Source organism: Streptomyces sp. NPDC031474 (genome assembly GCF_055581185.1).
Window position 1 is genome coordinate 1 of record NZ_JBVIJX010000009.1, and the last position, 24,919, is coordinate 24,919.

Annotated in this window: 19 protein-coding genes and 2 rRNA genes; 12 read left to right on the forward strand and 9 right to left on the reverse strand. The window is 70.4% G+C overall.

Annotated elements, in window-relative coordinates; all coding sequences use genetic code 11:
• Together ACZ5SK_RS19415 and rrf are read left to right on the forward strand one after the other, a co-directional pair.
• A 23S ribosomal RNA gene (locus ACZ5SK_RS19415) occupies positions 1-1,183 on the forward strand; the annotation flags it as partial.
• Between the two features lie 92 nt (positions 1,184-1,275).
• Positions 1,276-1,392, forward strand: a 5S ribosomal RNA gene (gene rrf / locus ACZ5SK_RS19420).
• A gap of 94 nt (positions 1,393-1,486) precedes the next feature.
• Here rrf and ACZ5SK_RS19425 read toward each other — a convergent pair.
• From ACZ5SK_RS19425 to ACZ5SK_RS19445, 5 genes are all read right to left on the reverse strand, one after another.
• Positions 1,487-2,797: a DUF58 domain-containing protein gene (locus ACZ5SK_RS19425; RefSeq protein WP_334579451.1), complete on the reverse strand. Its 1,311-nt coding sequence runs from the start codon at positions 2,795-2,797 to the stop codon at positions 1,487-1,489.
• Positions 2,797-3,786: an AAA family ATPase gene (locus ACZ5SK_RS19430; RefSeq protein ID WP_099936741.1), complete on the reverse strand. Its 990-nt coding sequence runs from the start codon at positions 3,784-3,786 to the stop codon at positions 2,797-2,799. The genes ACZ5SK_RS19425 and ACZ5SK_RS19430 overlap by 1 nt, the downstream gene beginning before the upstream one ends.
• Positions 3,786-4,985: a DUF4350 domain-containing protein gene (locus ACZ5SK_RS19435; protein ID WP_334579452.1), complete on the reverse strand. Its 1,200-nt coding sequence runs from the start codon at positions 4,983-4,985 to the stop codon at positions 3,786-3,788. Before ACZ5SK_RS19435 ends, ACZ5SK_RS19430 begins: the two co-directional genes overlap by 1 nt.
• Entirely contained in the window at positions 4,982-5,698 is a 717-nt protein-coding gene (locus ACZ5SK_RS19440; protein WP_334581314.1) for a DUF4129 domain-containing protein, read from the reverse strand. The genes ACZ5SK_RS19435 and ACZ5SK_RS19440 overlap by 4 nt, the downstream gene beginning before the upstream one ends.
• A 133-nt stretch (positions 5,699-5,831) precedes the next feature.
• A complete protein-coding gene (locus tag ACZ5SK_RS19445) occupies positions 5,832-7,211 on the reverse strand; it encodes a DUF7847 domain-containing protein (protein ID WP_457495067.1) in 1,380 nt (459 codons plus the stop codon).
• A gap of 140 nt (positions 7,212-7,351) precedes the next feature.
• Here ACZ5SK_RS19445 and mtnA point away from each other — a divergent pair, with 140 nt between their 5' ends.
• A complete protein-coding gene (gene mtnA, locus ACZ5SK_RS19450) occupies positions 7,352-8,497 on the forward strand; it encodes an S-methyl-5-thioribose-1-phosphate isomerase (RefSeq protein WP_334579454.1) in 1,146 nt (381 codons plus the stop codon).
• Between the two features lie 30 nt (positions 8,498-8,527).
• On the opposite strand, the gene ACZ5SK_RS19455 is transcribed toward mtnA, so the two are convergent.
• Positions 8,528-9,412, reverse strand: a complete 885-nt coding sequence (locus ACZ5SK_RS19455; protein WP_468576456.1) for a GNAT family N-acetyltransferase — start codon at positions 9,410-9,412, stop codon at positions 8,528-8,530.
• 208 nt (positions 9,413-9,620) lie between these two features.
• On the opposite strand from ACZ5SK_RS19455, the gene mtrA reads away from it, so the two are divergent.
• The 6 genes from mtrA (at position 9,621) to ACZ5SK_RS19485 (ending at position 17,363) form a co-directional block, all read left to right on the forward strand.
• On the forward strand, positions 9,621-10,310 hold the full coding sequence (gene mtrA / locus ACZ5SK_RS19460; protein WP_187283109.1) for a two-component system response regulator MtrA: 690 nt from the start codon (positions 9,621-9,623) through the stop codon (positions 10,308-10,310).
• Position 10,311: 1 nt separating this feature from the next.
• A complete protein-coding gene (mtrB, locus tag ACZ5SK_RS19465; RefSeq protein WP_334579456.1) occupies positions 10,312-12,456 on the forward strand; it encodes an MtrAB system histidine kinase MtrB in 2,145 nt (714 codons plus the stop codon).
• The gene (locus tag ACZ5SK_RS19470) at positions 12,446-14,278 is read left to right on the forward strand and encodes an LpqB family beta-propeller domain-containing protein (protein ID WP_361701114.1); all 1,833 of its coding nucleotides are present in this window, start codon (positions 12,446-12,448) and stop codon (positions 14,276-14,278) included. Before mtrB ends, ACZ5SK_RS19470 begins: the two co-directional genes overlap by 11 nt.
• Before the next feature lie 129 nt (positions 14,279-14,407).
• The gene (locus tag ACZ5SK_RS19475; RefSeq protein ID WP_361701112.1) at positions 14,408-15,391 is read left to right on the forward strand and encodes a ComF family protein; all 984 of its coding nucleotides are present in this window, start codon (positions 14,408-14,410) and stop codon (positions 15,389-15,391) included.
• 313 nt (positions 15,392-15,704) lie between these two features.
• Positions 15,705-16,397, forward strand: a complete 693-nt coding sequence (gene hpf / locus ACZ5SK_RS19480) for a ribosome hibernation-promoting factor, HPF/YfiA family (protein WP_099936746.1) — start codon at positions 15,705-15,707, stop codon at positions 16,395-16,397.
• A gap of 219 nt (positions 16,398-16,616) precedes the next feature.
• A complete protein-coding gene (locus tag ACZ5SK_RS19485) occupies positions 16,617-17,363 on the forward strand; it encodes a response regulator (RefSeq protein WP_079661884.1) in 747 nt (248 codons plus the stop codon).
• Positions 17,364-17,410: 47 nt separating this feature from the next.
• Here ACZ5SK_RS19485 and ACZ5SK_RS19490 read toward each other — a convergent pair whose 3' ends face one another.
• Both ACZ5SK_RS19490 and ACZ5SK_RS19495 read right to left on the reverse strand, forming a co-directional pair.
• The gene (locus tag ACZ5SK_RS19490; RefSeq protein WP_334579460.1) at positions 17,411-18,583 is read right to left on the reverse strand and encodes a winged helix-turn-helix domain-containing protein; all 1,173 of its coding nucleotides are present in this window, start codon (positions 18,581-18,583) and stop codon (positions 17,411-17,413) included.
• A 153-nt stretch (positions 18,584-18,736) separates the two neighbouring features.
• Positions 18,737-19,327, reverse strand: coding sequence for a GNAT family N-acetyltransferase (locus ACZ5SK_RS19495; protein WP_334579461.1), 591 nt, complete (start codon positions 19,325-19,327; stop codon positions 18,737-18,739).
• Between the two features lie 278 nt (positions 19,328-19,605).
• On the opposite strand from ACZ5SK_RS19495, the gene secA reads away from it, so the two are divergent.
• On the forward strand, positions 19,606-22,452 hold the full coding sequence (secA, locus tag ACZ5SK_RS19500) for a preprotein translocase subunit SecA (protein ID WP_334579462.1): 2,847 nt from the start codon (positions 19,606-19,608) through the stop codon (positions 22,450-22,452).
• 302 nt (positions 22,453-22,754) lie between these two features.
• Here secA and ACZ5SK_RS19505 read toward each other — a convergent pair whose 3' ends face one another.
• Positions 22,755-23,306, reverse strand: coding sequence for an Rv3235 family protein (locus ACZ5SK_RS19505; protein WP_361701110.1), 552 nt, complete (start codon positions 23,304-23,306; stop codon positions 22,755-22,757).
• A 345-nt stretch (positions 23,307-23,651) separates the two neighbouring features.
• On the opposite strand from ACZ5SK_RS19505, the gene ACZ5SK_RS19510 reads away from it, so the two are divergent.
• Together ACZ5SK_RS19510 and ACZ5SK_RS19515 are read left to right on the forward strand one after the other, a co-directional pair.
• On the forward strand, positions 23,652-24,167 hold the full coding sequence (locus tag ACZ5SK_RS19510) for a DUF6912 family protein (RefSeq protein WP_334579466.1): 516 nt from the start codon (positions 23,652-23,654) through the stop codon (positions 24,165-24,167).
• A 67-nt stretch (positions 24,168-24,234) separates the two neighbouring features.
• The gene (locus tag ACZ5SK_RS19515) at positions 24,235-24,909 is read left to right on the forward strand and encodes an HAD family hydrolase (protein WP_319343854.1); all 675 of its coding nucleotides are present in this window, start codon (positions 24,235-24,237) and stop codon (positions 24,907-24,909) included.
• Positions 24,910-24,919: the final 10 nt, after the last annotated feature.

Below are 24,919 nucleotides of genomic sequence, written 5' to 3' on the forward strand. Positions count from 1 at the left end.
CTTTGCTCCTTGAGCTGGGGGTGGCCGCAGAGACCAGCGAGAAGCGACTGTTTACTAAAAACACAGGTCCGTGCGAAGCCGTAAGGCGATGTATACGGACTGACGCCTGCCCGGTGCTGGAACGTTAAGGGGACCGGTTAGTCACATTTCGGTGTGGCGAAGCTGAGAACTTAAGCGCCAGTAAACGGCGGTGGTAACTATAACCATCCTAAGGTAGCGAAATTCCTTGTCGGGTAAGTTCCGACCTGCACGAATGGCGTAACGACTTCTCGACTGTCTCAACCATAGGCCCGGTGAAATTGCACTACGAGTAAAGATGCTCGTTTCGCGCAGCAGGACGGAAAGACCCCGGGACCTTTACTACAGTTTGATATTGGTGTTCGGTTCGGCTTGTGTAGGATAGGTGGGAGACTGTGAAGCTTGGACGCCAGTTCAGGTGGAGTCGTCGTTGAAATACCACTCTGGTCGTGCTGGATGTCTAACCTGGGTCCGTGATCCGGATCAGGGACAGTGTCTGATGGGTAGTTTAACTGGGGCGGTTGCCTCCTAAAGAGTAACGGAGGCGCCCAAAGGTTCCCTCAGCCTGGTTGGCAATCAGGTGTTGAGTGTAAGTGCACAAGGGAGCTTGACTGTGAGACCGACGGGTCGAGCAGGGACGAAAGTCGGGACTAGTGATCCGGCGGTGGCTTGTGGAAGCGCCGTCGCTCAACGGATAAAAGGTACCCCGGGGATAACAGGCTGATCTTCCCCAAGAGTCCATATCGACGGGATGGTTTGGCACCTCGATGTCGGCTCGTCGCATCCTGGGGCTGGAGTCGGTCCCAAGGGTTGGGCTGTTCGCCCATTAAAGCGGTACGCGAGCTGGGTTTAGAACGTCGTGAGACAGTTCGGTCCCTATCCGCTGCGCGCGCAGGAACATTGAGAAGGGCTGTCCCTAGTACGAGAGGACCGGGACGGACGAACCTCTGGTGTGCCAGTTGTTCTGCCAAGGGCATGGCTGGTTGGCTACGTTCGGGAGGGATAACCGCTGAAAGCATCTAAGCGGGAAGCCTGCTTCGAGATGAGTGTTCCCACCTCCTTGAGAGGGTAAGGCTCCCAGTAGACGACTGGGTTGATAGGCCGGATGTGGAAGCCCAGTAATGGGTGAAGCTGACTGGTACTAATAGGCCGAGGGCTTGTCCTCAGTTGCTCGCGTCCACTGTGTTGGTTCTGAAACCACGAACAGCCCCATGCCCATGGTCACGGGTGTGGTGCGGCTGGACAGTTTCATAGTGTTTCGGTGGTCATAGCGTGAGGGAAACGCCCGGTTACATTCCGAACCCGGAAGCTAAGCCTTACAGCGCCGATGGTACTGCAGGGGGGACCCTGTGGGAGAGTAGGACACCGCCGAACAAATATTGAGGAAACCCCCGTGCCATTCGGCACGGGGGTTTTCTGCGTTTATGGTTGTCTGGACGGGCTCTCCTTCGGGAGAGCCCGTTTTGCGTTACAGGCGGCCTGATGCCTTTAGTGCTAGATAGGCGTCTGCCAGTGCAGGGGCGAGCTCGCTCGGTGTCGCGTCGACGACAGTGACGTCGTGCCGGCGGAGTTGCTCGGCTGTGCGATGGCGTTCTGCCTGCGCCTGGGCTGCGGCTGCGGCCTCGTACACAGCGTCGGTGTCGCCGCGGGCCGTGGCCATGCGGGCGATGCGCGGGTCGGCGACCGAGGCCACCAGGACGGTGTGGCGTTGGGTGAGCTGAGGAAGGACGGGCAGGAGGCCTTCCTCGACCGGGGCGGCGTCCAGCGTGGTCATGAGGACGATGAGAGAGCGGCGGGGAGTCGTGCGGAGCGCTGCTGTCATGAGGCCGCGCGCGTTCGTTTCGACCAGTTCGGGTTCTAGCGTGGCCATGGCGTTGACCAGGGATGGAAGAACGTCACGTGCCGTCCGGCCTTGGACCAGGGCGCGTACACGGCGGTCGTAGGCGAGGAGGTCGACTCGGTCGCCGGCGCGCGATGCCAGCGCGGCGAGGAGGAGGGCCGCGTCCATGGAGGCGTCCAGGCGGGGAGCGTCGTCGACGCGTCCCGCTGAAGTGCGGCCGGTGTCGAGGACCAGGAGGATGTGTCGGTCCCGTTCGGGGCGCCAGGTGCGGACCGCGACCGTGGAGTGGCGGGCTGTGGCGCGCCAGTCGATGGAGCGGGTGTCGTCACCAGGAACATATTCGCGCAGGCTGTCGAACTCGGTGCCTTCGCCGCGGGTCAGGACGCTGGTCCGGCCGTCGAGCTCGCGCAGGCGGGCCAGTTTCGACGGGAGGTGCTTGCGGCTGGTGAACGGCGGGAGGACGCGTACGGTCCAGGGGACCTTGTGGGCACCCTGGCGGGAGAAGAGGCCGAGGGGGCCGTAGGAGCGGATCGTGACGCGGTCGGTGTGGTGGTCGCCGCGGCGGGTGGGGCGTAGGCGGGTGGTGAGGCGGCGGCGTTCGCCGGGCGGGATGGTGAGGCGGTGGCGGGAGGCCTCCGTCTCCGTTCCCGGCTGCCAGCTGCTGGGGGGCCAGGCGTCGCGGAGGTGGGCGCGCAGGGGGCGGCGGGACGGGTTGGTGATCGTGAGGGTGACGTCCGCCGGTTCGCCGAGGCGGGCGGTGGTGTCGCCGGAACGGGTCAGGCCCAGGCGGCGTACGGGGGCTGCGAGGGCGAAGTCGCAGACGCAGGCCACGGCCAGGGGGGCGTTGACCGCGAGGATGCCCGTCCAGCCGGGGTCCCAGATGCCGACGGGGAGGGCGCCGAGGGCCGCGAGGAGCGCGGTACGTCCGGTGAGTGCCATCAGCGGGGGACGGGGACGTGGGTGAGGATCGCGTTGATGACGGAGTCGGCTGTGACGCCTTCCATCTCGGCCTCCGGGCGGAGTTGTACCCGGTGGCGGAGGGTCGGGAGGGCGAGGGCTTTGACGTCGTCGGGGATGACGTAGTCGCGGCCGGTCAGCCATGCCCATGCGCGTGCTGTGGCGAGGAGGGCGGTCGCGCCTCGCGGGGAGGCGCCCAGGGTGAGGGACGGGGATTCGCGGGTGGCGCGGCAGATGTCGACGACGTAGGCCGTGATCTCGGGGGAGATCGTTGTTTTGGCGACGGCCGCGCGGGCCGCTTCGAGGTCGGCGGGGCCTGCGACGGGGCGTACGCCGGCGGCGTGCAGGTCGCGTGGGTTGAAGCCCTCGGCGTGGCGGGTGAGGACGTCGATCTCCTCCTGACGGGAGGGGAGAGGGATCGTCAGTTTGAGGAGGAACCGGTCCAGTTGGGCTTCGGGGAGGGGGTAGGTGCCCTCGTACTCGACGGGGTTCTGGGTGGCCGCGACCAGGAACGGGTCGGGGAGGGCGCGTGGGGTGCCGTCGACGGTGACCTGGCGTTCCTCCATTGCTTCGAGGAGGGACGACTGGGTTTTCGGCGGGGTGCGGTTGATCTCGTCGGCGAGGAGGAGGTTGGTGAAGACGGGGCCGGGCTGGAAGGAGAACTCGGCGGTGCGCGTGTCGTAGACGAGGGAGCCGGTGACGTCGCTCGGCATGAGGTCGGGGGTGAACTGGACGCGTTTGGTGTCGAGTTCGAGTGCGGATGCGAGGGCGCGGACGAGCAACGTTTTTGCCACTCCGGGGACTCCTTCCAGGAGAACGTGTCCGCGGCAGAGGAGGGCGACGACGAGGCCGGTCACGGCGGGGTCCTGGCCGACCACGGCCTTGGCGATCTCGGCGCGCAGGGCTTCCAGGGAGGCTCGGGCGCGGCCCGGGTCCCCGGTGGTCCCGGCGTTGTCAGTGGTCGGGTCCATCATGGACGGCGTACCTCTCTTTCGAGGGCGTCGAGTTGGTCGGCGAGCGCGATCAGGGCGGTGTCGTCGCCGGGGGGAGGGCCGAAGAGGAGGGAGTGCAGGGACTGTCCGTCTCCGTGGAGGTGGGCGGACAGGGCGGGGATGAGTGCCTCGGGCGCGTGCGCCTGGGTGACGGGGACGCCTAGGAGAGGGGCGAGGCGGGTGCGGGTGGTGGAGCGAAGAGCGGCGGCCGCGCGGTCGCGGGCGGCCGCCTTGCGGTAGAGGCGGGCGCGGCCCTCGACGGTTTCGGAGGCGCGGATCGCCACGGGGAGTTTTTCGGGCACGAGGGGGCCGAGTCGGCGTGCCCGCCAGAGGGCGGCGAGGGCTGCCGCGACGAAGAGCTGCAGTGTGCCCCAGATCCAGCCGGAGGGGAGCAGGTCGAGGAAGCCCTTTTCGTCGTCCGGGTCGGCGGCGGAGGTGTCGGAGAGCGAGGGGAGGTACCAGACCAGATGGGTGCGGGAGCCGAGGAGTTGGAGGGCGAGCGAGGCGTTGCCCTGCTTGTCGAGGCGGTTGTTGTAGAGGATGTCGGGCGCGCCGAGGACGACGGTGTCGCCGTCGCCGGAGGCGTCCGGGATGCGCAGGAGGGTCGCCAGGCGCTCGCTGGGGTAGCACTCGTCGGCGCCGAGGCGGCGGCTGGTGTAGCGGATGCCGCCGCCGGTTTCCGCGGCGCCGGCGCCGCGGGCGGCGGGCAGGGCGCAGTCGGGGGAGAGCGTGGAGCCGCGGCTGGTGGCCGGGTCCGCGGTCACGCCGGGGGCGAGGGTTCCCACGGACCAGCTGCCGGGGGCGACGAGGACGGCGCGGCCGCCGGAGCCGGCGATCGCCGAATGCAGCTCCTTTTGTTGACTCTTCGTCAGGAGTTCGGGGGTGGCGACGAGGAGGGTGGTGTCGGGGCCTGCCGCGGTGCGGGCGTCGGCCAGGGTGTCGACCACGCGGGTCGACACGCCGTGGTCGGTGAGGAGTTCGGCGATCGCGCGGCTGCCGTAGGGGTCGGCGGAGCGCGGGTCGAGGGCGCCGTGGCGGGTGTCGGACTGGAGCGCGGCGAGCGTGACGGCACCCGCCAGGAGCAGTACGAAGGCGAGAGTGAGTCCTCGCGCGCGGGTCCACAGCCGCAGGGCGGTGGGCGAGGCCGAGGTGGAGGGGAGCGTGGCCTCGGTCGTCATTCGGCGGCTCCCTGGCGGGCGGGGTGGGCCGTGGTGTGGGTGCTGCTCGCCGCCAGTTGGGGTTTGGCGCGTTCCAGGTCGAGGTCGAGTTCGGCCATCCGCCTGTACGACAGCTCGGTCGCGCGGCGGCCGCCGTATGTCACGTCGTCGAAGTCGCGGGCGGCGGTGCGCAGTCGTTCGGTGTGGGCGGGCAGGGTGCGGCCGGCCTCGTCGGCGGCCTCGTCGGCCGTGCGGCCGGGGCGAGTGTCGAGGAGGGCGCGTTCCTCCAGGGAGCGGACGATGGCGCGCATGCGTTCCTGGAGGGCCCTGTTCCAGTGGCGCTGGGCGGCGTGTGCTTCGGCGGTGGCGCGGTGTTCGGCGGCGCTGCGGGGGCGGTCGTCGAACAGGGCGGCGGCGGAGGAGGGTTGCCGGCGCGGGGTGCCCAGGCGCCACCACAGGGCGCCCGCGACGGCCACGACGGCGAGGACGACGACCAGGAGGCCGAGTGTGCCGCCGGGGGTGGCGGTCGAAGCGGTGTCGAACAGGTCGCCGATCCAGTCCCACAAGGTGTCCAGGGCGCGTTGGAACAGGCTGGGGTCGTTCTGGTGGTACAGGTCCTTGGACAGCTCGCGGCGGGCCGCCTCCCGCGCGGGGTCCCGTGGGATGGTCACCGGCGGTTCGTCGCCCGAGCGGGCCAGTGACAGTACGGTGCCGTCGCCGCCCGCCCGCAACAGGGCTTGCGCGGCCCGGCCGGCGGCGCGGGAGAGGGCTGCCGCGGGTGCGTCGGTGAGGCCGGGCAGCCCCCGGACGGGCAAACCGCCCGGGGGCGGTACCGCTGTGAGAACTCCCCCCGCCGGGATCACCGCATCAGCTCCCCGGGGTGGTGCCGGGAGTGGGGGAGCCGTAGCCCTGGAGGCCTGCGGCGCGGGCCAGGTCGAGGTCGAGGGCCTCGCGACGGATGCGCTGGTCGATGTAGAGCAGCACGATGACGCCCGCCGCGATCGGGAAGGTGATCATGGAGCCGATGACCGAGCCGATGCCGCTGACGATCAGGTAGGTCCAGCCGTAGTCGCCGCCCGCCTCGACCAGGCCGCCGACGCCGCCGTCGCTCAGGGCTGCGCCGAGGAGGGCGAAGGGGACGACGACGATCATCGCGACGATGTTCGCGATGATGAGGGCGAGCAGCTGGATGCCGAAGACGCGCCACCAGGAGCCGCGGGTGAGCTTCGCGGAACGGCCGAGCGACTTCCTGATGCCCTGCTTCTCCAGCATCAGCGCGGGCGAGGCGAGGGAGAACCGGATCAGCAGCCACAGCACGAGGACGATCGAGCCGAGGATGCCGAAGGCCATGAGCGCGTCACCCGCGTCGGAGTTCCCGGCGGCGCCCACGAGGATGCCCGGCAGCAGGCAGGCGAGGACGACGCCGGCGGCGATGAGCATCAGCAGGAGGATCAGCCCGAACAGCCGGGGTACCTGGGGGCGGGCGTCGCGCCAGGCTTCCTTGAGAGTGACGGGTTTGCCGAGCACGGCGCGGCTGGTGACGGCCGTGAGCAGGGCGGTCGCCGTGATGGTGCCGAGGAGCGTGATGAGGAGGACGGGGCCGGAGGCGCGCATGGCGTCGCCCATGGCGTTGAGCTGCTCGTCGACGGTGGCGGCCGGGTCGCCGAGGGCGGCGGTGTCCGTGGAGCCGTCGAGGATCAGGCCCTGCAGCAGGACGACGAAGACCTGGGTGACGATCGCGACGGTCAGCGAGATGCCCAGGACCGTGCGCCAGTAGGTGCGCATGGTGGCGACGGCGCCGTCGAGGATCTCGCCCACGCCGAGCGGGCGCAGCGGGATCACGCCGGGCTTCGCGGCGGGTGGAGGGCCGCCCCAGCCGGCGCCCCAGCCCCCGGGAGGGCCGTAGCCGCCGTAACGGCCGTAACCGCCGTGTCCGGTGGGGCCGCCGGGGTGTCCGCCTCCCGGTCCGGCGGGCGGGTGGGTGCCCCAGCCCGGCCCGGACGGCGGGGGCGGCGGCGGTGGCGGGGCCTGGCCGGGGTTCTGGGGGCCTGCGGGTGCCGACCACTGGCCGGGCGGCGGCTGTTCCTTGGACCACTTCGTGCCGGGGCTCTGTGGGTTCGCGGCCGGCTGGTCCGCGGGCTGCTGCCCGGCGGGCCGGACGGTCGGCTCGGCGGGGTGGGACGCGCCGGGCTCCTGTCCGTCGGACGGGGCGGATCCGGGCGAGGCCCAGCCCGGAGTGTCTTTCATCGTCGCTCCTTCACGGTGCCCGTCCGCGGTCGCGGCGGCAGGTTGGGAGCCATCGTGCCATGGGGTGCTGACCGGGGGACCGGCCGCGGTATGGGCCGCACATCTTCAATGGTCCGTCGGATAGTGGGCAGACTGACCGCATGGCTGATCAGTACGCGCAATCCGGTGAGGGCAAGCGGCCGACCGAGGCACCGGCGCTTCGTTGGGAGGAGCCGCCAGAAGGTCCCGTACTGGTTCTTCTCGACCAGACGAGACTGCCGGCCGAGGAAGTCGAACTGGTGTGTACGGACGCGTCCGCACTGGTGGAGGCGATCCGCTCGCTGGCCGTGCGGGGAGCGCCGCTGCTCGGGATCGCCGGGGCGTACGGTGTCGCGCTCGCCGCCGCGCGCGGCTTCGACGTGGACGACGCCGCGAACGCGCTGGCGGGGGCCCGGCCCACCGCGGTGAACCTGTCCGTCGGCGTGCGCCGCGCCCGGTCCGCCTACCAGGCGGAACTCGCCCGCAGCGGCGACCCGGGACAGGGCGCGCTGGCGGCGCTGGCGGCCGCGCGCCGGCTGCACCGGGAGGACGCCGAGGCCAGCGCCCGGATGGCCGGGCACGGGCTGGCACTCATCGACGAGCTGCTGCCCGGCGGCGGACACCGTGTCCTCACGCACTGCAACACCGGCTCGCTGGTGTCGGGCGGGGAGGGGACCGCGTTCGCGGTGGCGCTCGCCGCGCACCGGGCGGGGCGGCTTCGCCGGCTGTGGGTCGACGAGACGCGTCCGCTGCTGCAGGGCGCTCGGCTCACGGCGTACGAGGCCGCGCGCAACGGCATGGCGTACACCCTGCTGACGGACAACGCGGCGGGTTCGCTCTTCGCGGCGGGCGAGGTGGACGCGGTGCTGATCGGGGCGGACCGGATCGCGGCCGACGGATCGGTGGCGAACAAGGTGGGGAGTTATCCGCTCGCGGTGCTCGCGCGCTATCACCATGTGCCGTTCATCGTGGTGGCGCCGGTGACGACGGTGGATCCGGGGACGCCGGACGGGGCGTCGATCGAGGTGGAGCAACGTCCCGGGTTCGAGGTGACGGAGGTCACGGCACCCCAGGCGCCGGTGACGGGAGCGGGAGGAGGGATTCCGGTGGCGCCCTTGGGGACCCAGGCGTACAACCCGGCGTTCGACGTGACGCCGCCGGAGCTGGTGACGGCGATCGTCACGGAGGAGGGCGCGATATCGCCGGTGACGGCCGATGCCCTTGCGGAGCTGTGCCGCAGGGCGCGCCAGGGCGGGGACCGGCCCTGACCGGACCGGACCGGCCCGCGGCTGCCGGTGTCATGAGCGTGCGGGTTGGTTGGCGATCAGGAGGGTCGTGCCGGCGGGGCGGAACCCGAGGCGGGCGTAGATGCGGGCAACGGCCTCCTTCGCGTAGGCCAGGAAGATCGTGTCGACGCCGTGGTCGCGGGCGTGGGCGACCAGGGCCGCTGTCACGGCGGCGGCCAGACCCTGGCGGCGGGCTGAGGGCAGGGCGCAGACGCCGCCGATCTCGGTGGCGCCGGCCGCCGGGTGGTAGTGGCCGGCGGCGAGCGGGGTGCCGTCCGGGGCGAGGGCGGCGACGAGCGTCTTGTGTCCGGCGCGGATCGTGGGGCGGACTATGGCCACGGTGCCGTCCTCCGTCAGCTCCTCGGCCAGCCTCGACAGCTCCGTACGGTCAGCGGGGCGCGCTGGGGCCGATGGGTCCGACGGGTCCGTGGCGGGGAGGGGCTCCGTGGCGAAGGCCAGGCGGGGCAGGGCGAGAACTGCGGGCAGGGCGGGATCGTCGGCGGTGAGCGCGCGCAGTGCCACGCCGTCCGGAAGGGGCTGTGGAGAGAGTGAGCGACGGGGAGGGAGAACCATCAGCGGGCGGCGCAGCACAGGGAGGCCGGCGGCCTCGATACGGGCCTGCAGCGTCGGTGCCGACTCGGCCAGCCATTCGAAGGCCTCCGGCACGCCCAGCTCACGCTGGCGGGCCCGCACCCGGGCGAGGTCGGCGGAGCCGACGCACGCCGCGCCCTCCGCGCAGGGCCGGGCGTGGCTCGGACCGCCGTAGTACGGGGCACCCGGCTCCCTGCGGACGAACAGTCGCAACGCGCCGAAGTCCTCGGCGTCGGCGAACAGGAGGGGCACGGTGGCGTAGTACCGCTCGATGCGGTCGCGCAACGGGTCGCTCATGCGGCGCATCCCATCACCGAGACCGCCGCGCCGCACCGCGATTTTCACCGGCATCACCGCCGACGCCGGCCCAGGCGCCGCTGCACGCAGAGGCACTGACATCAGCCGCTGACATCGGCTGCGGAGGACGGGGGCAGACAGTGACGGTCGCGTACGACTATCGTCACGGGCCAGTGACCCTGCTCACCAGCGCCTCTGTCACTGTTACGAGAATGGGATGATGTCGTTTATGAAGGGACGAGTCCTTGTCGTCGACGACGACACCGCACTGGCCGAGATGCTCGGCATTGTGTTGCGTGGTGAAGGTTTTGAGCCGTCTTTCGTAGCCGACGGTGACAAGGCGCTGGCTGCTTTCCGTGAGGCGAAGCCCGATCTGGTGCTGCTGGACCTGATGCTGCCCGGCCGGGACGGCATCGAGGTGTGCCGCCTGATCAGGGCGGAGTCCGGCGTGCCGATCGTGATGCTCACGGCGAAGAGCGACACCGTCGACGTGGTCGTCGGGCTGGAGTCCGGCGCCGACGACTACATCGTGAAGCCGTTCAAGCCGAAGGAGCTGGTCGCCCGGATCCGGGCCCGGCTGCGGAGGTCGGAGGAGCCGGCGCCCGAGCAACTGGCCATCGGCGACCTCGTCATCGACGTGGCCGGCCACTCCGTGAAGCGGGACGGGCAGTCGATCGCGCTGACGCCGCTGGAATTCGACCTGCTGGTCGCGCTCGCGCGCAAACCCTGGCAGGTGTTCACCCGCGAGGTGCTCCTGGAACAGGTGTGGGGCTACCGGCACGCCGCCGACACCCGCCTGGTCAACGTGCACGTCCAGCGGCTGCGCTCCAAGGTCGAGAAGGACCCCGAGCGGCCCGAGATCGTGGTGACCGTCCGTGGCGTCGGATACAAGGCAGGACCCAGCTGACATGTCCGGGGACAGTGCCGCTTCGGCTCCCGGCCGGTCCGGGGCCCGACCGGAGCGGCCTGTCGGCCGTAAGACACCGGGTTCACGCTTCGCCCGCCTCCTCGAAGGCGGACTGCTGCAAGGCGGGGTGCAGGGCAGCCCCGTCCTACGGCTGCTGCTGCGCTGGGTGCGCCGGCCGCTGCTGCCCGTCATGCGGCTGTGGCGGCGCAACATCCAGCTCAAGGTCGTCGCCACGACCCTGCTGATGTCGCTGGGCGTCGTCCTGCTGCTGGGCTTCGTCGTCATCGGGCAGGTCCGCAACGGCCTGCTGGACGCCAAGGTCAAAGCGTCCCAGAGCCAGGCCACCGGCGGATTCGCCGTGGCCAAGCAGAAGGCCGACGAGGCCTCCAGCGCCGTCGCGGACGACGGGACCCCGCCGGGCAGCCGCGCCTCGCGGAACGTCAGCGAATGGATGAGCGAGCTCGTGCTGTCGCTGTCCAGCGGCGGCCAGGGCGCGTTCGACGTGGTCACCCTGCCCTCCGGCGGCGACAGCGGCGGCTACGGACCGCGCGCCTCCGGCTTCGTCGACCCCAACAAGAGCGTCCCGGAGAACCTGCGCGAACGCGTCAACACCAGCACCGGTGCGGTCCAGAGCTACTCCCGCATCAGCTACCTCAGCGACAAGGAGTCCCAGCCCGCCCTGGTCATCGGCAAGCAGGTCAGCGACCCCAACGAGGACCCGTACGAGCTGTACTACCTCTTCCCGCTCACCCAGGAGGAGAAGTCGCTGAGCCTGGTCAAGGGCACCCTGGCGACCGCCGGGCTCTTCGTCGTCGTCCTCCTCGGGGCCATCGCCTGGCTCGTGGTGCGCCAAGTCGTCACACCCGTGCGGATGGCCGCCGGGATCGCCGAACGGCTCTCCGCGGGACGCCTTCAGGAGCGGATGAAGGTCACCGGCGAGGACGACATCGCCCGCCTCGGCGAGGCCTTCAACAAGATGGCCCAGAACCTCCAGCTGAAGATCCAGCAGCTGGAGGACCTGTCGCGGATGCAGCGGCGCTTCGTGTCCGACGTCTCGCACGAGCTGCGGACGCCGCTGACGACCGTCCGCATGGCAGCGGACGTCATCCACGACGCCCGCGTCGACTTCGACCCCGTCACCGCGCGGTCCGCGGAACTCCTCGCCGATCAGCTCGACCGGTTCGAGACGCTCCTCGCCGACCTGCTGGAGATCAGCCGCTTCGACGCCGGCGCCGCCGCCCTGGAAGCCGAACCGATCGACCTCAGGGAGGTCGTGCGGCGCGTCGTCAGCGGGGCCGCGCCGCTCGCCGAACGCAAGGGCACGACCGTACGCGTCATCGGCGACCAGCAGCCCGTCGTCGCCGAGGCCGACGCCCGGCGCGTGGAGCGGGTGCTGCGCAACCTGGTCGTCAACGCCGTGGAACACGGCGAGGGCAAGGACGTCATCGTCAAACTGGCCGCTGCGGGCGGCGCCGTCGCCATCGCCGTACGCGACTACGGCGTCGGGCTCAAACCCGGCGAGGCCACCCGCGTCTTCAGCCGCTTCTGGCGCGCCGATCCGGCACGCGCGCGTACCACCGGCGGCACCGGCCTGGGCCTGTCCATCGCCCTGGAGGACGCCCGACTGCACGGCGGCTGGCTGCAGGCCTGGGGCGAGCCCGGGGGCGGCTCCCAGTTCCGGCTGACGCTGCCCAGGACCGCCGACGAGCCGCTGCGGGGCTCGCCGATACCGCTCGAACCCAAGGACTCCCGCCGCAACCGCGGCGAACACGACGACGCAGGCCGGCCGCGCGGCGGAGGCGAGAAGAGCGCCACGGTGCCGGTGCAGCCCGCCAGTGAGCAACTGTCGGCCGCCCGCGCCCCGCTCACACCCCGGATGACCAGCGTGGCGCCCACCGCCGACCCGACGGCTTTGCCCGGCAACGGCGCACGCGTCGTGCCGCGGACCGCCCCGGGCACGGGAAACGGACGGCGACCCGACGAACCGTCCACGGCACGGGCCGCGACGGAGACGGCACACGGCGAGGACCCGGAGCCGTCCGAAGCGGCGGACCAGGGTGACACGGCACTGAGGGGGACTCCGGACCGGCGGGGAGCCGCGACGGAGAGCTCGGACGAGCAAGGGGAGGCATTCCGTGGGCGCTGAACGGCGCAAGGGGGGAACCCGGCGCACGCCGGGGCGCGCGATGGCGTACGCCGCTTGTGGCGCCGTACTGCTGGCGGGGTGCGCCTCGATGCCCGACAGCGGCGACCTGCGCGGCGTCGAATCCACGCCGCGCCAGGACCCCCAGGTGCGCGTGTTCGCGATGCCGCCCCCGGACGACGCACAGCCCCAGGAGATCGTCCAGGGCTTCCTCGAGGCGCTCACCAGCGACGACCCGAGCTACTCCACGGCACGGCAGTACCTGACCAACAAGGCCGCCCAGAAATGGGAGCCCGAACGCTCCACGACGGTCCTCGCCGACGGACCGGCAACCGTGGCCGGACCCACCGGAAGCCGGGACGACGGCAACGACTTCTCGTACGTCCTGACCGGCACGAGAGTCGCCGTCGTCGACGCCCAGCAGTCGTACTCGCCCGCCTCGGGCAACTACGGGCAGACGGTCCACCTCACCCGCGACAAGAAGACCGGACAATGGCGCATCGACGCGCTCCCCTCGGGCGTCGTCATGGGCAAGTCCGACTTCCAGCGCAACTACGTGTCCGTCAACAAGTACTACTTCGCCTCCAACACCGCCGCCGACGGCTCCGGACAGCCCATGGCCGTCGCCGACCCCGTCTACGTACGGGAACGCGTCGACCCCATGACGCAGATGGTGCGCAGTGTGCTCACCGGACCCACCAGCTGGCTGCGCCACGTCGTCAGATCCAGTTTCCCCACGGGCACCGCACTGCCCAAGGGCACCTCGCTCGCGCCCGACGACCAGAACAAGCTCACCGTGCCGCTGAACGACAAAGCGGCCCACATCGGACGCGTCAAGTGCGACGAGATGGCCGCCCAGCTGCTGTTCTCCCTGCAGAGCCTCGCCCCCACCATCGAAGAGATCGCGCTTCGCGCGGGCGGCACACAACTGTGCAGCCTCGCCGCGGACCGGGCCGCGGCCGTCGCCGCACGCGGCTCGCAGACCAACCCCGGCTACCTGTACTTCATCGACGGCCAGCACCGCCTCGTCCGCATGACGAGCGGCAGCGGAAACACCCGGGCCGAGCCCGTGCCCGGAGCGCTCGGCGACGGCGCCAAAGCACTGCGCTCCGTCGCCGTGGCCCGCGACGAACACAGCGCGGCCGGAGTCGCCCTCGACGGCAAGACGCTCTACGTCACCTCCACCGTGTCGGGCAGCTCCATCGGCGACCCCGTACTGCAGAGCAAGGGCAAGACGGAAACCGACCGGCTCACCACCCCCAGCTGGGACGCCCAGGGCGACCTGTGGGTGGCCGACCGCGACCCCGACCGCCCTCGGCTGCTCCTGCTGGCGAAGGGCGGCGGCCAGCCCCTGGAGGTCCTCACCCCGGGACTGGACGGCCGCATCAACGCCGTACGAGTGGCCGCCGACGGAGTGCGGATCGCGCTCGTCGTGGACAAGGGCGGCAAGCAGTCCCTGCTCATCGGGCGGATCGAGCGCGGCGCGGGCAGCGGCAAGCAGCCGTCCGTGTCGGTCCAGGAACTGCGCTCGGCGACACCGGAACTGGAACAGGTCAGGGCCATGGCATGGGCCGGGGACAGCCGGCTCGTGGTGGTCGGCCGCGAGGCCGGCGGCGTGGAGCAGGTCCAGTACGTGCAGTGCGACGGCTCGATCCCCGAGGCCGGCACACTTCCCGGCCTCACCGAGGTCACCAGCATCGCCGCCTCCGAGGACAGCGACACCCCGCTGTTCGCCACCTCCAAGGACGGGCTGCTGTGGCTGCCCGGCGGGAGTGGCTGGCGAACCCTGAAGGAAACCGCTTCCACCGTGTTTTACCCGGGATGATTTTTTTCCTGCGGAAGTGACGGCGGGCGGGCTGTGAGATCACCTCAAGTCCGCCTTCCCGGGGGGTTTTCCACAGCCTCTCGTCCATGGCTCCAGGGTTTTCCACAGGGGTGGTGAGCCGCTCCGGACATGGGCACAGTGGTCGACGTGGAAAACGTTCGCAGGTGGTGGCAGGAACTCGCCGGCCTGGTGCTGCCCGCCGACTGCGGAGGCTGCGGAAGCGCACGCACAGTGCTCTGCCCGCAGTGCCGTACGGCGCTGAGCGGGGCCGCGCCGTTCCGGGTACGGCCGGCGCCGCAACCGCCAGGGCTGCCCGCCGTGCACGCGGCGGCCCGGTACGCGGACGAGGTCCGGGCCGTTCTGCTCGCCCACAAGGAACGCGGCGCGCTGGCGCTGACGCGACCCTTGGGCACGGCCTTGGCGGGAGCTGTGCGGGCGGGGGTGAGGGAGGCGGGGGTGGGGGAGGGGGAGGCCCCCCAGCCCCCCGGAAGCCTGCTGCTCGTCCCCGTCCCCTCCGCCCGTGCCGCCGTGCGTGCCCGTGGGCATGATCCGGCGCGGCGGATCGCGCTCGCGGCGGCCGGTGAGCTGCGGCGGGCCGGGATGCCGGCGCGGGTGGCCGCGGTGTTGCGGCAGCGGCGGCCCGTGGCCGACCAGTCGGGGCTCGACTCCCGGCAGCGGCTGGCCAACCTGGTGGGCGCGTTGGCGGTGGTGCCCGGGGGCGCGCGGGTGCTGCGCGGCGGTCCTGTGGTGCTTGTCGACGACCTGGTGACGACGGGCGCTTCGCTGGCGGAGGCGGCGCGCGCGGTACGGGCGTCGCTGTCGGCGCCGGTGCCGCCGTGGCCGTCGGTGTCAGCGGATCAGCAGAGACAGCCGGAGGAGGCGCGGGGGCGGGCGGCATGGCGGGGACGCCCCGGTGAGGGAGAGCGTTGGGAGGAGGTGGGGGGCGGGATGGGTGGTGAAGGGGCGGAGGCGGTGTACGGGGGTGTCACCAGGGAAGGCAGACAGGTGAAGTCGTTCGGAGCGAGGGAGACGGACGCGGGAGGTGCCGCTGACGTGCTGTGCGCGGCCGTGGTGGCGGCCTCGCCGGACTCTTTCGAAATAAACCGGAACTGAGTGAGAACCTGCGTCGTTGCAGGTAATGAGAAGGTCAATTCACCTGAACGGAGGTACGCCGCAGTAGAGGGTGACGACATCCGTCCGAGCGAGATATGTTCGGTTGTGAGGGAAAGCCGCAGGCCACACCTCTCATATCCGAATGCCGTGCTGCGGTTTGCGTAATCGCCCGCAGCGCCTGGGGTGTAGATCTCGCCCATGGGGGAGGAGGAGGTGGAAGTCACCAAGTCCGAGGTTCCGGTGCTCACCGGAGCCTGGTGCAAAAGGGAGACGCTCCGCGGCGAAGCGGAGTGATCCGGGAACGGAGTTCTGCGTGGACATCGTCGTCAAGGGCCGCAAGACCGAAGTGCCCGAGCGGTTCCGCAAGCACGTGGCCGAGAAGCTGAACCTGGAGAAGATCCAGAAGCTCGACGGCAAGGTGATCAGCCTCGACGTCGAGGTCTCCAAGGAGCCCAACCCCCGACAGGCCGACCGCTGTGACCGAGTGGAGATCACGCTCCGCTCCCGCGGTCCGGTGATCCGGGCGGAGGCGTCGGCCAACGACCCGTACGCGGCACTCGACCTGGCGGCGGAGAAGCTCGACGCCCAGCTGCGCAAGCAGCACGACAAGCGTTACACGCGCCGCGGCGCCCGCAGGCTCTCCGCGGCAGAGGTTCCCGACCACGTCCCGGGTGTGGCGACGCTCAACGGCAACGGCCGCCCCGTCCAGGCAGGCGAGTCGGACAGTGTGCCGACGAAGAAGATCGGCTCGCTGGAGGTGCAGGGCGACGGCCCCCTCGTGGTCCGCGAGAAGACGCACGTGGCCGCTCCGATGACCCTCGACCAGGCCCTCTACGAGATGGAACTGGTCGGACACGACTTCTATCTGTTCGTCGACTCCGAGACGAAGCAGCCGAGCGTCGTCTACCGGCGGCACGCCTACGACTACGGCGTGATCTACCTCGACACCGACCCGATGGTGGCGCAGGCGCACTCACCCGAGGCGGGTGGCGCGCTGGGCGGCTGACGCTGCCCGGTGACAGTGAGCGGTGACAGGCTGAGCGGTGTGCCCCTGGAGCGCGGTGCGCGCCCCCAGGGGCATCCGTGTGCGACCCGTTCGGGCATCGCTCTGTCACCGCGTTGTCGTCCGGGCATGGAATCATGGCAGGGCGGCTCAACCGGTGGGTCGTTGCCTTGGGTTGGCGATGGCTCAGGACCACGGCCACAGCCTTCAGGGGGAGGAACGATGGCGGACAGCTTCGGACCGATGCGGGACGAGGGCGCCGACGACGGCGTCGTCGGCATGGGCCCGGACGAGGGCACTCCACGCAAGGAGCCGATCAGAGTCCTTGTCGTGGACGACCACGCCCTGTTCCGTCGCGGCCTGGAGATCGTGCTCGCGGCCGAGGAGGACATCCAGGTCGTCGGTGAGGCGGGCGACGGGGCCGAGGCCGTGGACAAGGCGGCCGACCTGCTGCCGGACATCGTGCTGATGGACGTACGGATGCCCAAGCGCGGCGGTATCGAGGCATGCACCTCCATCAAGGAGGTGGCCCCCAGCGCGAAGATCATCATGTTGACGATCAGCGACGAGGAGGCCGACCTCTACGAGGCGATCAAGGCGGGTGCGACCGGGTATCTCCTCAAGGAGATCTCCACGGACGAGGTCGCCACCGCGATCCGCGCGGTCGCCGACGGGCAGTCGCAGATCAGCCCCTCCATGGCGTCGAAGCTGCTCACCGAGTTCAAGTCGATGATCCAGCGGACCGACGAGCGTCGGCTGGTGCCCGCGCCGCGGCTGACCGACCGTGAGCTGGAGGTGCTCAAGCTGGTGGCCACGGGGATGAACAACCGTGACATCGCCAAGGAGTTGTTCATCTCCGAGAACACCGTGAAGAACCATGTGCGCAACATCCTGGAGAAGCTGCAGCTGCACTCCAGGATGGAGGCGGTGGTGTACGCGATGCGGGAGAAGATCCTCGAGATCCGCTGACTCCGGTCAAGCGGGGCGGGGCAGGTCGGGCCGCTCGGGCGGGCCGGTCAGGCGAGTGCGCGGGTGAGTTCTTTGGTGAGCGGCGCGCGCAGTTCGGGGGCGTCCACGCGTTCCACGCGTACGTCCGTGCAGTCCACCCAGGTCGCGGCCTCCAGCAGGGCCTGTGCGACCGCCGGGACCGCCTTCGGGCCGTCCAGGGTGACCTGCCTGGCGACCAGGGTGCGGCCTTCCCGGGCCGGGTCCACGCGGCCGACGAGCCGGCCGCCGGCCAGGACCGGCATCGCGAAGTAGCCGTACACCCGCTTCGGCTTGGGGACGTAGGCCTCCAGGCGGTGGGTGAAGCCGAAGATCCGCTCGGTGCGTGCCCGTTCCCAGATCAGCGAGTCGAACGGGGACAGGAGCGTGGTGCGGTGGCGGCCGCGCGGGGGCGCGTCCAGGACCGTCGGGTCGGCCCAGGCGGGCTTGCCCCAGCCTTCGACGGTGACGGGGACCAGGCCCGAGTCGGCGATCACCGCGTCGACCTGCTCGCCCTTGAGGCGGTGGTAGTCGGCGATGTCCGCGCGCGTGCCCACGCCGAGGGACTGGCCGGCCAGGCGGACGAGGCGGCGCAGGCACTCGGTGTCGTCCAGCTCGTCGTGCAACAGGTCGGCGGGTACGGCGCGTTCGGCGAGGTCGTACACGCGTTTCCAGCCGCGGCGGTCGACGCAGACCACCTCGCCGTACATCAGCGCGCGTTCCACGGCGACCTTGGTGCCGGACCAGTCCCACCACTCGCTGGTCTTCTTCGCGCCGCCGAGTTCGGTGGCCGTGAGGGGGCCTTCGGTGCGGAGCTGCTTGATGACCTGCTCGTACGTGCCGTCGGGGAGGGTGTGGTTCCAGTGCGGGCGGCTGCGGTAGGCGCGGCGGCGGAAGGCGAAGTGGGGCCACTCCTCGATGGGGAGGATGCAGGCGGCGTGGGACCAGTACTCGAAGGCGTGGGTGTCTTTCCAGTACGCGTTCTCGACGGTTTTGCGGCCTACGGCGCCGAGGCGGGCGTAGGGGATGAGTTCGTGGGAGCGGGCGAGGACGGAGATGGTGTCGAGTTGGACCGCGCCCAGGTGGCGGAGGACGCCGCGGACGCCGGCCTTGCGGTCGGGCATGCCGAGGAAGCCTTGTGCCCGTAGGGCGATGCGGCGGGCTTCGTCTGCGGAGAGCTCGGTGGAGGGTCGCGGGGTCGTCATGGCTCGCACGATAGGGGGTGGGTCTGACAGTGGTGGTTGAGCTGGGGGTTCGGGGTCTCGCAGGGGCTTCGTTCCGAAGCGCTGGGCGGCCGGTTCAAGGGCGGGGCGGGCTGGTCCGGGCGCCGGGCTGGTCCGGGCGCGGGGTGGGTTGGTTCAGGCGCCGGGCGGGTGGGGAGGCGCGGGCAGGTAGGCCGCTGTCGACGGCAGTCCGAGGTCCGACGGGAGCAGGGAGGCGAGCCAGCAGTCCCGTCGTACGCCTTTGTTGTTGATGGAGGAGCGCAGGGTGCCTTCCAGGGTGAAGCCGGCGTTTTCGGCGACCGCGCGGGAGGCGGTGTTGCCGACTTCGGCCCGCCATTCGACGCGGTCGATGGAGATGCTGGTGAAGGCCCAGCGGACGGCGGCGAGGGTGGCCTCGGTGGTGTAGCCGCGGCCCCGGTGTTCCTTGGCGGCCCAGAATCCGACCTCGGCCGTGCCGAGGGAGCGCAGGGTGAGGCTGAGGACGCCGGTGAGGGCGCCGTCGGGGAGGAAGACGCCGAAGGTGAACATCGAGCCGGTCGACCAGCCCTCCGGTGCGAGCATTTCGGTGAAGTTCTGGGCGTGTTCGGGGAGGTAGGGGGAGGGGATCGTGGTCCAGCGCTGGATGTCGGGGTCCTGGGCGGCGGTGTACACGGCGGCGGTGTCCTGGGGGCCGAGGGGGCGAAGGACGAGGCGGGTGGTGGTGAGGGTGACGGGCGCGGGCTCCATCGGCCGATTCTGCGTGCGCGTGCGCGCGGTGCGCCATTGTTTTGCGGTGCGTGAGCGCGTGATCACAATTCGCGCAATTCGTGTGGCGGACGCGGCACCATCGGCGGGGCCCGGCCGTTGTCCCGGGTAGAAGATTTTGGAGCAGGTGCGCAGCAGTGTGCGGTCCTCGTACGGCAGGCCTCCCGGCGCGGTGGGGTCCTCGCATACGATGGCCGTTGCTCAGCAAGTCAAAAGGAAACCGACCGTCCCAGGCCCGACCGGCAAGGAGACCAACCCCCGTGTCCGTCCTCTCGAAGATCATGCGTGCAGGCGAAGGCAAGATCCTGCGCAAGCTGCACCGCATCGCGGACCAGGTCAACTCCATCGAAGAGGACTTCGTCGACCTCTCCGACGCCGAGCTGCGGGCCCTCACCGATGAGTACAAGCAGCGGTACGCCGATGGTGAGAGCCTGGACGACCTGTTGCCGGAGGCGTTCGCCACCGTGCGTGAGGCCGCCAAGCGTGTCCTCGGGCAGCGTCACTACGACGTGCAGATCATGGGTGGCGCCGCCCTGCACCTCGGTTATGTGGCCGAGATGAAGACCGGTGAGGGCAAGACGCTCGTCGGCACGCTGCCGGCGTATCTGAACGCGCTGTCCGACAAGGGCGTCCACCTGATCACGGTGAACGACTACCTGGCCGAGCGTGACTCCGAGATGATGGGGCGCGTCCACAAGTTCCTGGGTCTGAACGTCGGCTGCATCCTGGCCAACATGACGCCGGCCCAGCGTCGTGAGCAGTACGCGTGCGACATCACGTACGGCACGAACAACGAGTTCGGCTTCGACTACCTGCGCGACAACATGGCGTGGGCGCAGGACGAGCTCGTGCAGCGCGGCCACAACTTCGCCATCGTCGACGAGGTCGACTCCATCCTGGTCGACGAGGCCCGTACGCCGCTGATCATCTCCGGCCCGGCCGACCAGGCCACGAAGTGGTACGGCGACTTCGCGAAGCTGGTGACGCGCCTGAAGAAGGGCGAGGCCGGCAACCCGCTCAAGGGCATCGAGGAGACCGGCGACTACGAGGTCGACGAGAAGAAGCGCACGGTCGCCATTCACGAGGCCGGTGTCAGCAAGGTCGAGGACTGGCTGGGCATCGACAACCTGTACGAGTCGGTGAACACCCCTCTGGTGGGCTACCTGAACAACGCCATCAAGGCGAAGGAGCTCTTCAAGAAGGACAAGGACTACGTCGTCATGGACGGCGAAGTCATGATCGTCGATGAGCACACGGGTCGTATCCTCGCGGGCCGCCGCTACAACGAGGGCATGCACCAGGCGATCGAGGCGAAGGAGGGGGTGGACATCAAGGACGAGAACCAGACGCTCGCCACGATCACCCTGCAGAACTTCTTCCGCCTCTACAAGCGTCACGACCACGACGGCAAGGAACAGCCCGGACTGTCCGGCATGACCGGTACGGCGATGACCGAGGCCGCCGAGTTCCACCAGATCTACAAGCTCGGCGTGGTCCCGATCCCGACGAACCGGCCGATGGTCCGTAAGGACCAGTCGGACCTGATCTACCGCACCGAGGTCGCGAAGTTCGAGGCGGTCGTCGACGACATCGCCGAGAAGCACGAGAAGGGTCAGCCGATCCTCGTCGGCACGACGTCGGTCGAGAAGTCCGAGTACCTGTCGCAGCAGCTGTCCAAGCGGGGCATCCAGCACGAGGTGCTGAACGCCAAGCACCACGAGCGTGAGGCGTCGATCGTCGCCCAGGCCGGCCGTAAGGGCGCGGTGACCGTCGCCACCAACATGGCCGGTCGTGGTACGGACATCAAGCTCGGCGGCAACCCCGACGACCTCGCCGAGGCGGAGCTGCGGCAGCGCGGCCTCGACCCCGAGGAGCACATCGAGGAGTGGGCGCAGGCCCTGCCCGCCGCCCTGGAGAAGGCCGAGCAGGCGGTCAAGGCCGAGTTCGAAGAGGTCAAGGACCTCGGTGGCCTGTACGTCCTCGGTACCGAGCGGCACGAGTCGCGGCGTATCGACAACCAGCTGCGCGGTCGTTCGGGCCGTCAGGGCGACCCGGGCGAGTCCCGGTTCTACCTGTCGCTGGGTGACGACCTGATGCGGCTGTTCAAGGCGCAGATGGTCGAGCGCGTGATGTCGATGGCGAACGTCCCGGACGACGTGCCGATCGAGAACAAGATGGTCACGCGCGCGATCGCGTCGGCGCAGTCGCAGGTGGAGCAGCAGAACTTCGAGACGCGTAAGAACGTCCTGAAGTACGACGAGGTTCTCAACCGTCAGCGTGAGGTCATCTACGGTGAGCGGCGTCGTGTCCTGGAGGGTGAGGACCTGCAGGAGCAGATCCACCACTTCATGGACGACACGATCGACGCGTACGTCGGTGCGGAGACCGCCGAGGGCTTCCCGGAGGACTGGGACCTGGACCGGCTGTGGGGCGCCTTCAAGCAGCTCTACCCGGTGAAGGTCACCGTCGAGGAGCTGGAGGAGGCGGCCGGTGACCGGGCCGGTCTGACCGCCGAGTTCCTCTCCGAGTCCATCAAGGACGACATCCGGGAGCAGTACGAGTCCCGGGAGTCGCAGCTCGGCTCGGAGATCATGCGAGAGCTGGAGCGCCGGGTCGTGCTGTCGGTCCTGGACCGCAAGTGGCGCGAGCACCTCTACGAGATGGACTACCTCCAGGAGGGCATCGGCCTGCGCGCGATGGCGCAGAAGGACCCGCTGGTCGAGTACCAGCGTGAGGGCTTCGACATGTTCTCCGCGATGATGGACGGCATCAAGGAGGAGTCCGTCGGCTACCTGTTCAACCTGGAGGTCCAGGTCGAGCAGCAGGTCGAGGAGGTTTTGGTGGAGGACGCCGAGCCGGTCGACATGGAGAAGCAGGACGTGGTGCCGGCGCAGGCGGGTTCGCGTCCGGAGATCCGGGCGAAGGGGCTGGACGCTCCGCAGCGTCGTCAGCTGCACTTCTCGGCTCCGACGGTGGACGGCGAGGGTGGCACGATCGAGGGCGACTTCGAGAGTGACGACGACGAGCCCGTCCGCTCCGAGGCCGACGGTCTCACGCGCGCGGAGCGGCGCAAGCAGGCGAAGGCCGGGCGGCGCCGTAAGAAGTAGGGCTCGGGGACGGGCAGTTCGTAGCGGCTTCGGGGCCGGGTCACCTGTGGGTGGCCCGGCCCTTTTGCGTGGAGGGCGAGCTTCCGCGAGCGTGGCCCTCTTGGCCCTCTTGCCCCCTCTTGGCCTGTTGGGCCTTCTCGACCTGTTGGGCGTTCTCGGCTTTTGGCCTTCAGCGGCCCTGGGTGGCCCTGGGTGGCCCTGGGCGGTCCTTGTGGGCGGGGAGGAGGGGGGTGGAGGGTCAGGGGGCCAGTCCCGCCGGGTTGTTGCGTTCAGCGGCTCTGGGGGGCCGCTCAGTCGTCCTTTCAGTTGTCCTGGGGGTGGGGCCTGCGGGGGCCGTCGAGTTCCACCGCGGTGCAGCGCCAGCGGCGGTCCGTGCCGCGTTCCAGGCGGAAGGCCATCGCGCGCAGGCGGTCGCCGGCGCCGATGCGGGCGAAGGCCTCGATGGCGCCGGGGCGGGGGACGTAGTAGCCGATGTCGCGGACGACGGGACGGGCGCCGTGGGCGGTGCGCAGGGCGCCGCTTTCGGCGAGGTGCGCCAGGTCGTCGTAGGCGTGGCCGAGGGTGTGGCGGAGCATGTAGTGGACGGGGCGCCGGCCGGTCAGGACGGCGAGGAGACGGTCGGCGAAGAGGTCGGTGGGACGGGGCTGGGAGGCGGGGCGGCCGGGGGTCTGAGTGGCGCCGGTGGGCGTGAGGGCGGGGGAGCCGGTGGCGGTGCCGGTGCCAGGGGTTCGGGGTGGGCGGCTGCCGCTGCCCGGGGTGCGGGGTGGGGTGCCTGCGGGGCGGCGGGTGTCGCGGCGGCCGGGAGGGCGGGTGCCGGGGTGGTGTGCTTGCGTCCTCGTCATGACCTTGTTCATGGGTGTCCCCGTTCGGTGGGCCCGGCGACTACCGGGCGGTAACTTGCCGTTGCGGATCTTGTACGGGGTCGCGGTCCGTGACGGCAAGGAAGCGGGGCGTCGGGGGCGAGGGGTCGGAAGGTTCACCTATCAGGGGTGGTCGAGGGCGTGGAAAGCCCGATGTCATGGGGGCGGGCCGGGTGAATTCCGGGGCGCTGGGCTGACGCCTGCGAGGGTGTGGGCAGGGACCCGAAAGGGGACGGCCGCACGTATCCTGAAGGCGCTCGGGGAGGCGCGGAACCGCCCTCCCGGGGCGCCGAGTCCGAGCCTGCGACCACACGACGACCACGAAGAGAGCGGCCAGCCATGCGCGTCTACGTCCCCCTGACCCTCCCCGGTCTCGCCGAGGCGCACAAGACGGGTGAGCTGGGGGGCGAGCCGCTCGTCGCGTACGCCGTCACGCCCGCGTTGCGCGAGTGGTACCTCTCCGACGACATCGAGGAGCTGGAGTACGCGGCGCTCAGCAGGGCCGCGCTCGCCTCGCTGCGCCTGCTCGCGGCGGACCCGGGCGCCCCGCGGCGGAGGGTCGTCGTGGCCGTCGACGTGCCCGACCGTGCGGCCGCCGTGGACCCGGACCGGGGGCTCGATCCGGCGGCGCTGGGCGAGGTGCGGGTGACCGGCGCCGTGTCGCTGTCGAAGGCGGCGGCGGTGCACGTGGACGCCGGGGAGGCGGAGACCGACGTGACGGCTGCGGCGCAGGCGCTCAACGCTGCGGACGGCGGGGACGACGACGCGCAGTTCGTCGTGGACGGAGCCGAGGACCACGAGCTGCTGTGGTTCGCCCCACAGGAGATCCCGAACCTGGTCGGGTCGGGGGACTGAACCCGCTGTCTCCGGCCGGCTTCGCTCGGTCACTTGATTGTCAGTGGCGGCGGGTACGTTTTCCGGTATGGGGATGCAGCAGGAAGCAGCGCACATCGTCTGGGACTGGAACGGGACGCTGCTCAACGACAATGACGCGATCATCGGGGCGACGAACGCGGCGTTCGCGGAGCTGGGGCTGGAGCCGCTCACGTTGGAGCGCTACCGGGCGCTGTACTGCGTGCCGGTGCCGAAGTTCTACGAGCGGCTGATGGGAAGACTGCCCACCGACGCCGAGTGGGAGGCCATGGACGCGGTCTTCCACCGGTACTACGCCGAGCACCGGGTCCGGTGCGGGCTCACCGAGGGCGCGGTGGAGCTGCTCGCGGGGTGGCGGTCGGCGGGGCACAGTCAGTCCCTGCTGAGCATGTACGTGCACGAGGAGCTTGTGCCGTTGGTCCGGGGGTTCGGGATCGAGCCGCACTTCATACGGGTCGACGGGCGGACGGGGCCGTCCGGGGGCAGCAAGGCCGAGCACATGGTGCGGCACCTGAAGGCGCTGGCCGGCGTCGAGGTGGCGCGCACGGTGGTGATCGGGGACGCCGCGGATGACGCGGTGGCCGCGTTGCATGTGGGGGCGCGGGCCGTGCTGTACACCGGCGGGTCGCACAGCCGGGCCAGCCTGGAGGGGGTCGGGGTGCCGGTGGTGGACACGCTGGGGGAGGCGGTGGAGGTCGCGGGGGAGTTGGCTGCGGCGGCGTGAGCCTTGGGTG

What these genes read in the sequence shown, in the direction of transcription:
- ACZ5SK_RS19495 (WP_334579461.1), bottom strand. Translation starts at nt 19,327, where the DNA reads ATGGAGCCCGCGCCCGTCACCCTCACCACCACCCGCCTCGTCCTTCGC.
- ACZ5SK_RS19445 (WP_457495067.1), bottom strand. Translation starts at nt 7,211, where the DNA reads ATGAAAGACACTCCGGGCTGGGCCTCGCCCGGATCCGCCCCGTCCGAC.
- mtrB (WP_334579456.1), top strand. Translation starts at nt 10,312, where the DNA reads ATGTCCGGGGACAGTGCCGCTTCGGCTCCCGGCCGGTCCGGGGCCCGA.
- ACZ5SK_RS19505 (WP_361701110.1), bottom strand. Translation starts at nt 23,306, where the DNA reads ATGAACAAGGTCATGACGAGGACGCAAGCACACCACCCCGGCACCCGC.
- mtrA (WP_187283109.1), top strand. Translation starts at nt 9,621, where the DNA reads ATGATGTCGTTTATGAAGGGACGAGTCCTTGTCGTCGACGACGACACC.
- ACZ5SK_RS19435 (WP_334579452.1), bottom strand. Translation starts at nt 4,985, where the DNA reads ATGACGACCGAGGCCACGCTCCCCTCCACCTCGGCCTCGCCCACCGCC.
- ACZ5SK_RS19485 (WP_079661884.1), top strand. Translation starts at nt 16,617, where the DNA reads ATGGCGGACAGCTTCGGACCGATGCGGGACGAGGGCGCCGACGACGGC.
- ACZ5SK_RS19425 (WP_334579451.1), bottom strand. Translation starts at nt 2,797, where the DNA reads ATGGCACTCACCGGACGTACCGCGCTCCTCGCGGCCCTCGGCGCCCTC.
- ACZ5SK_RS19510 (WP_334579466.1), top strand. Translation starts at nt 23,652, where the DNA reads ATGCGCGTCTACGTCCCCCTGACCCTCCCCGGTCTCGCCGAGGCGCAC.
- ACZ5SK_RS19490 (WP_334579460.1), bottom strand. Translation starts at nt 18,583, where the DNA reads ATGACGACCCCGCGACCCTCCACCGAGCTCTCCGCAGACGAAGCCCGC.
- mtnA (WP_334579454.1), top strand. Translation starts at nt 7,352, where the DNA reads ATGGCTGATCAGTACGCGCAATCCGGTGAGGGCAAGCGGCCGACCGAG.
- ACZ5SK_RS19430 (WP_099936741.1), bottom strand. Translation starts at nt 3,786, where the DNA reads ATGGACCCGACCACTGACAACGCCGGGACCACCGGGGACCCGGGCCGC.
- ACZ5SK_RS19475 (WP_361701112.1), top strand. Translation starts at nt 14,408, where the DNA reads ATGGGCACAGTGGTCGACGTGGAAAACGTTCGCAGGTGGTGGCAGGAA.
- ACZ5SK_RS19515 (WP_319343854.1), top strand. Translation starts at nt 24,235, where the DNA reads ATGGGGATGCAGCAGGAAGCAGCGCACATCGTCTGGGACTGGAACGGG.
- ACZ5SK_RS19455 (WP_468576456.1), bottom strand. Translation starts at nt 9,412, where the DNA reads ATGCGCCGCATGAGCGACCCGTTGCGCGACCGCATCGAGCGGTACTAC.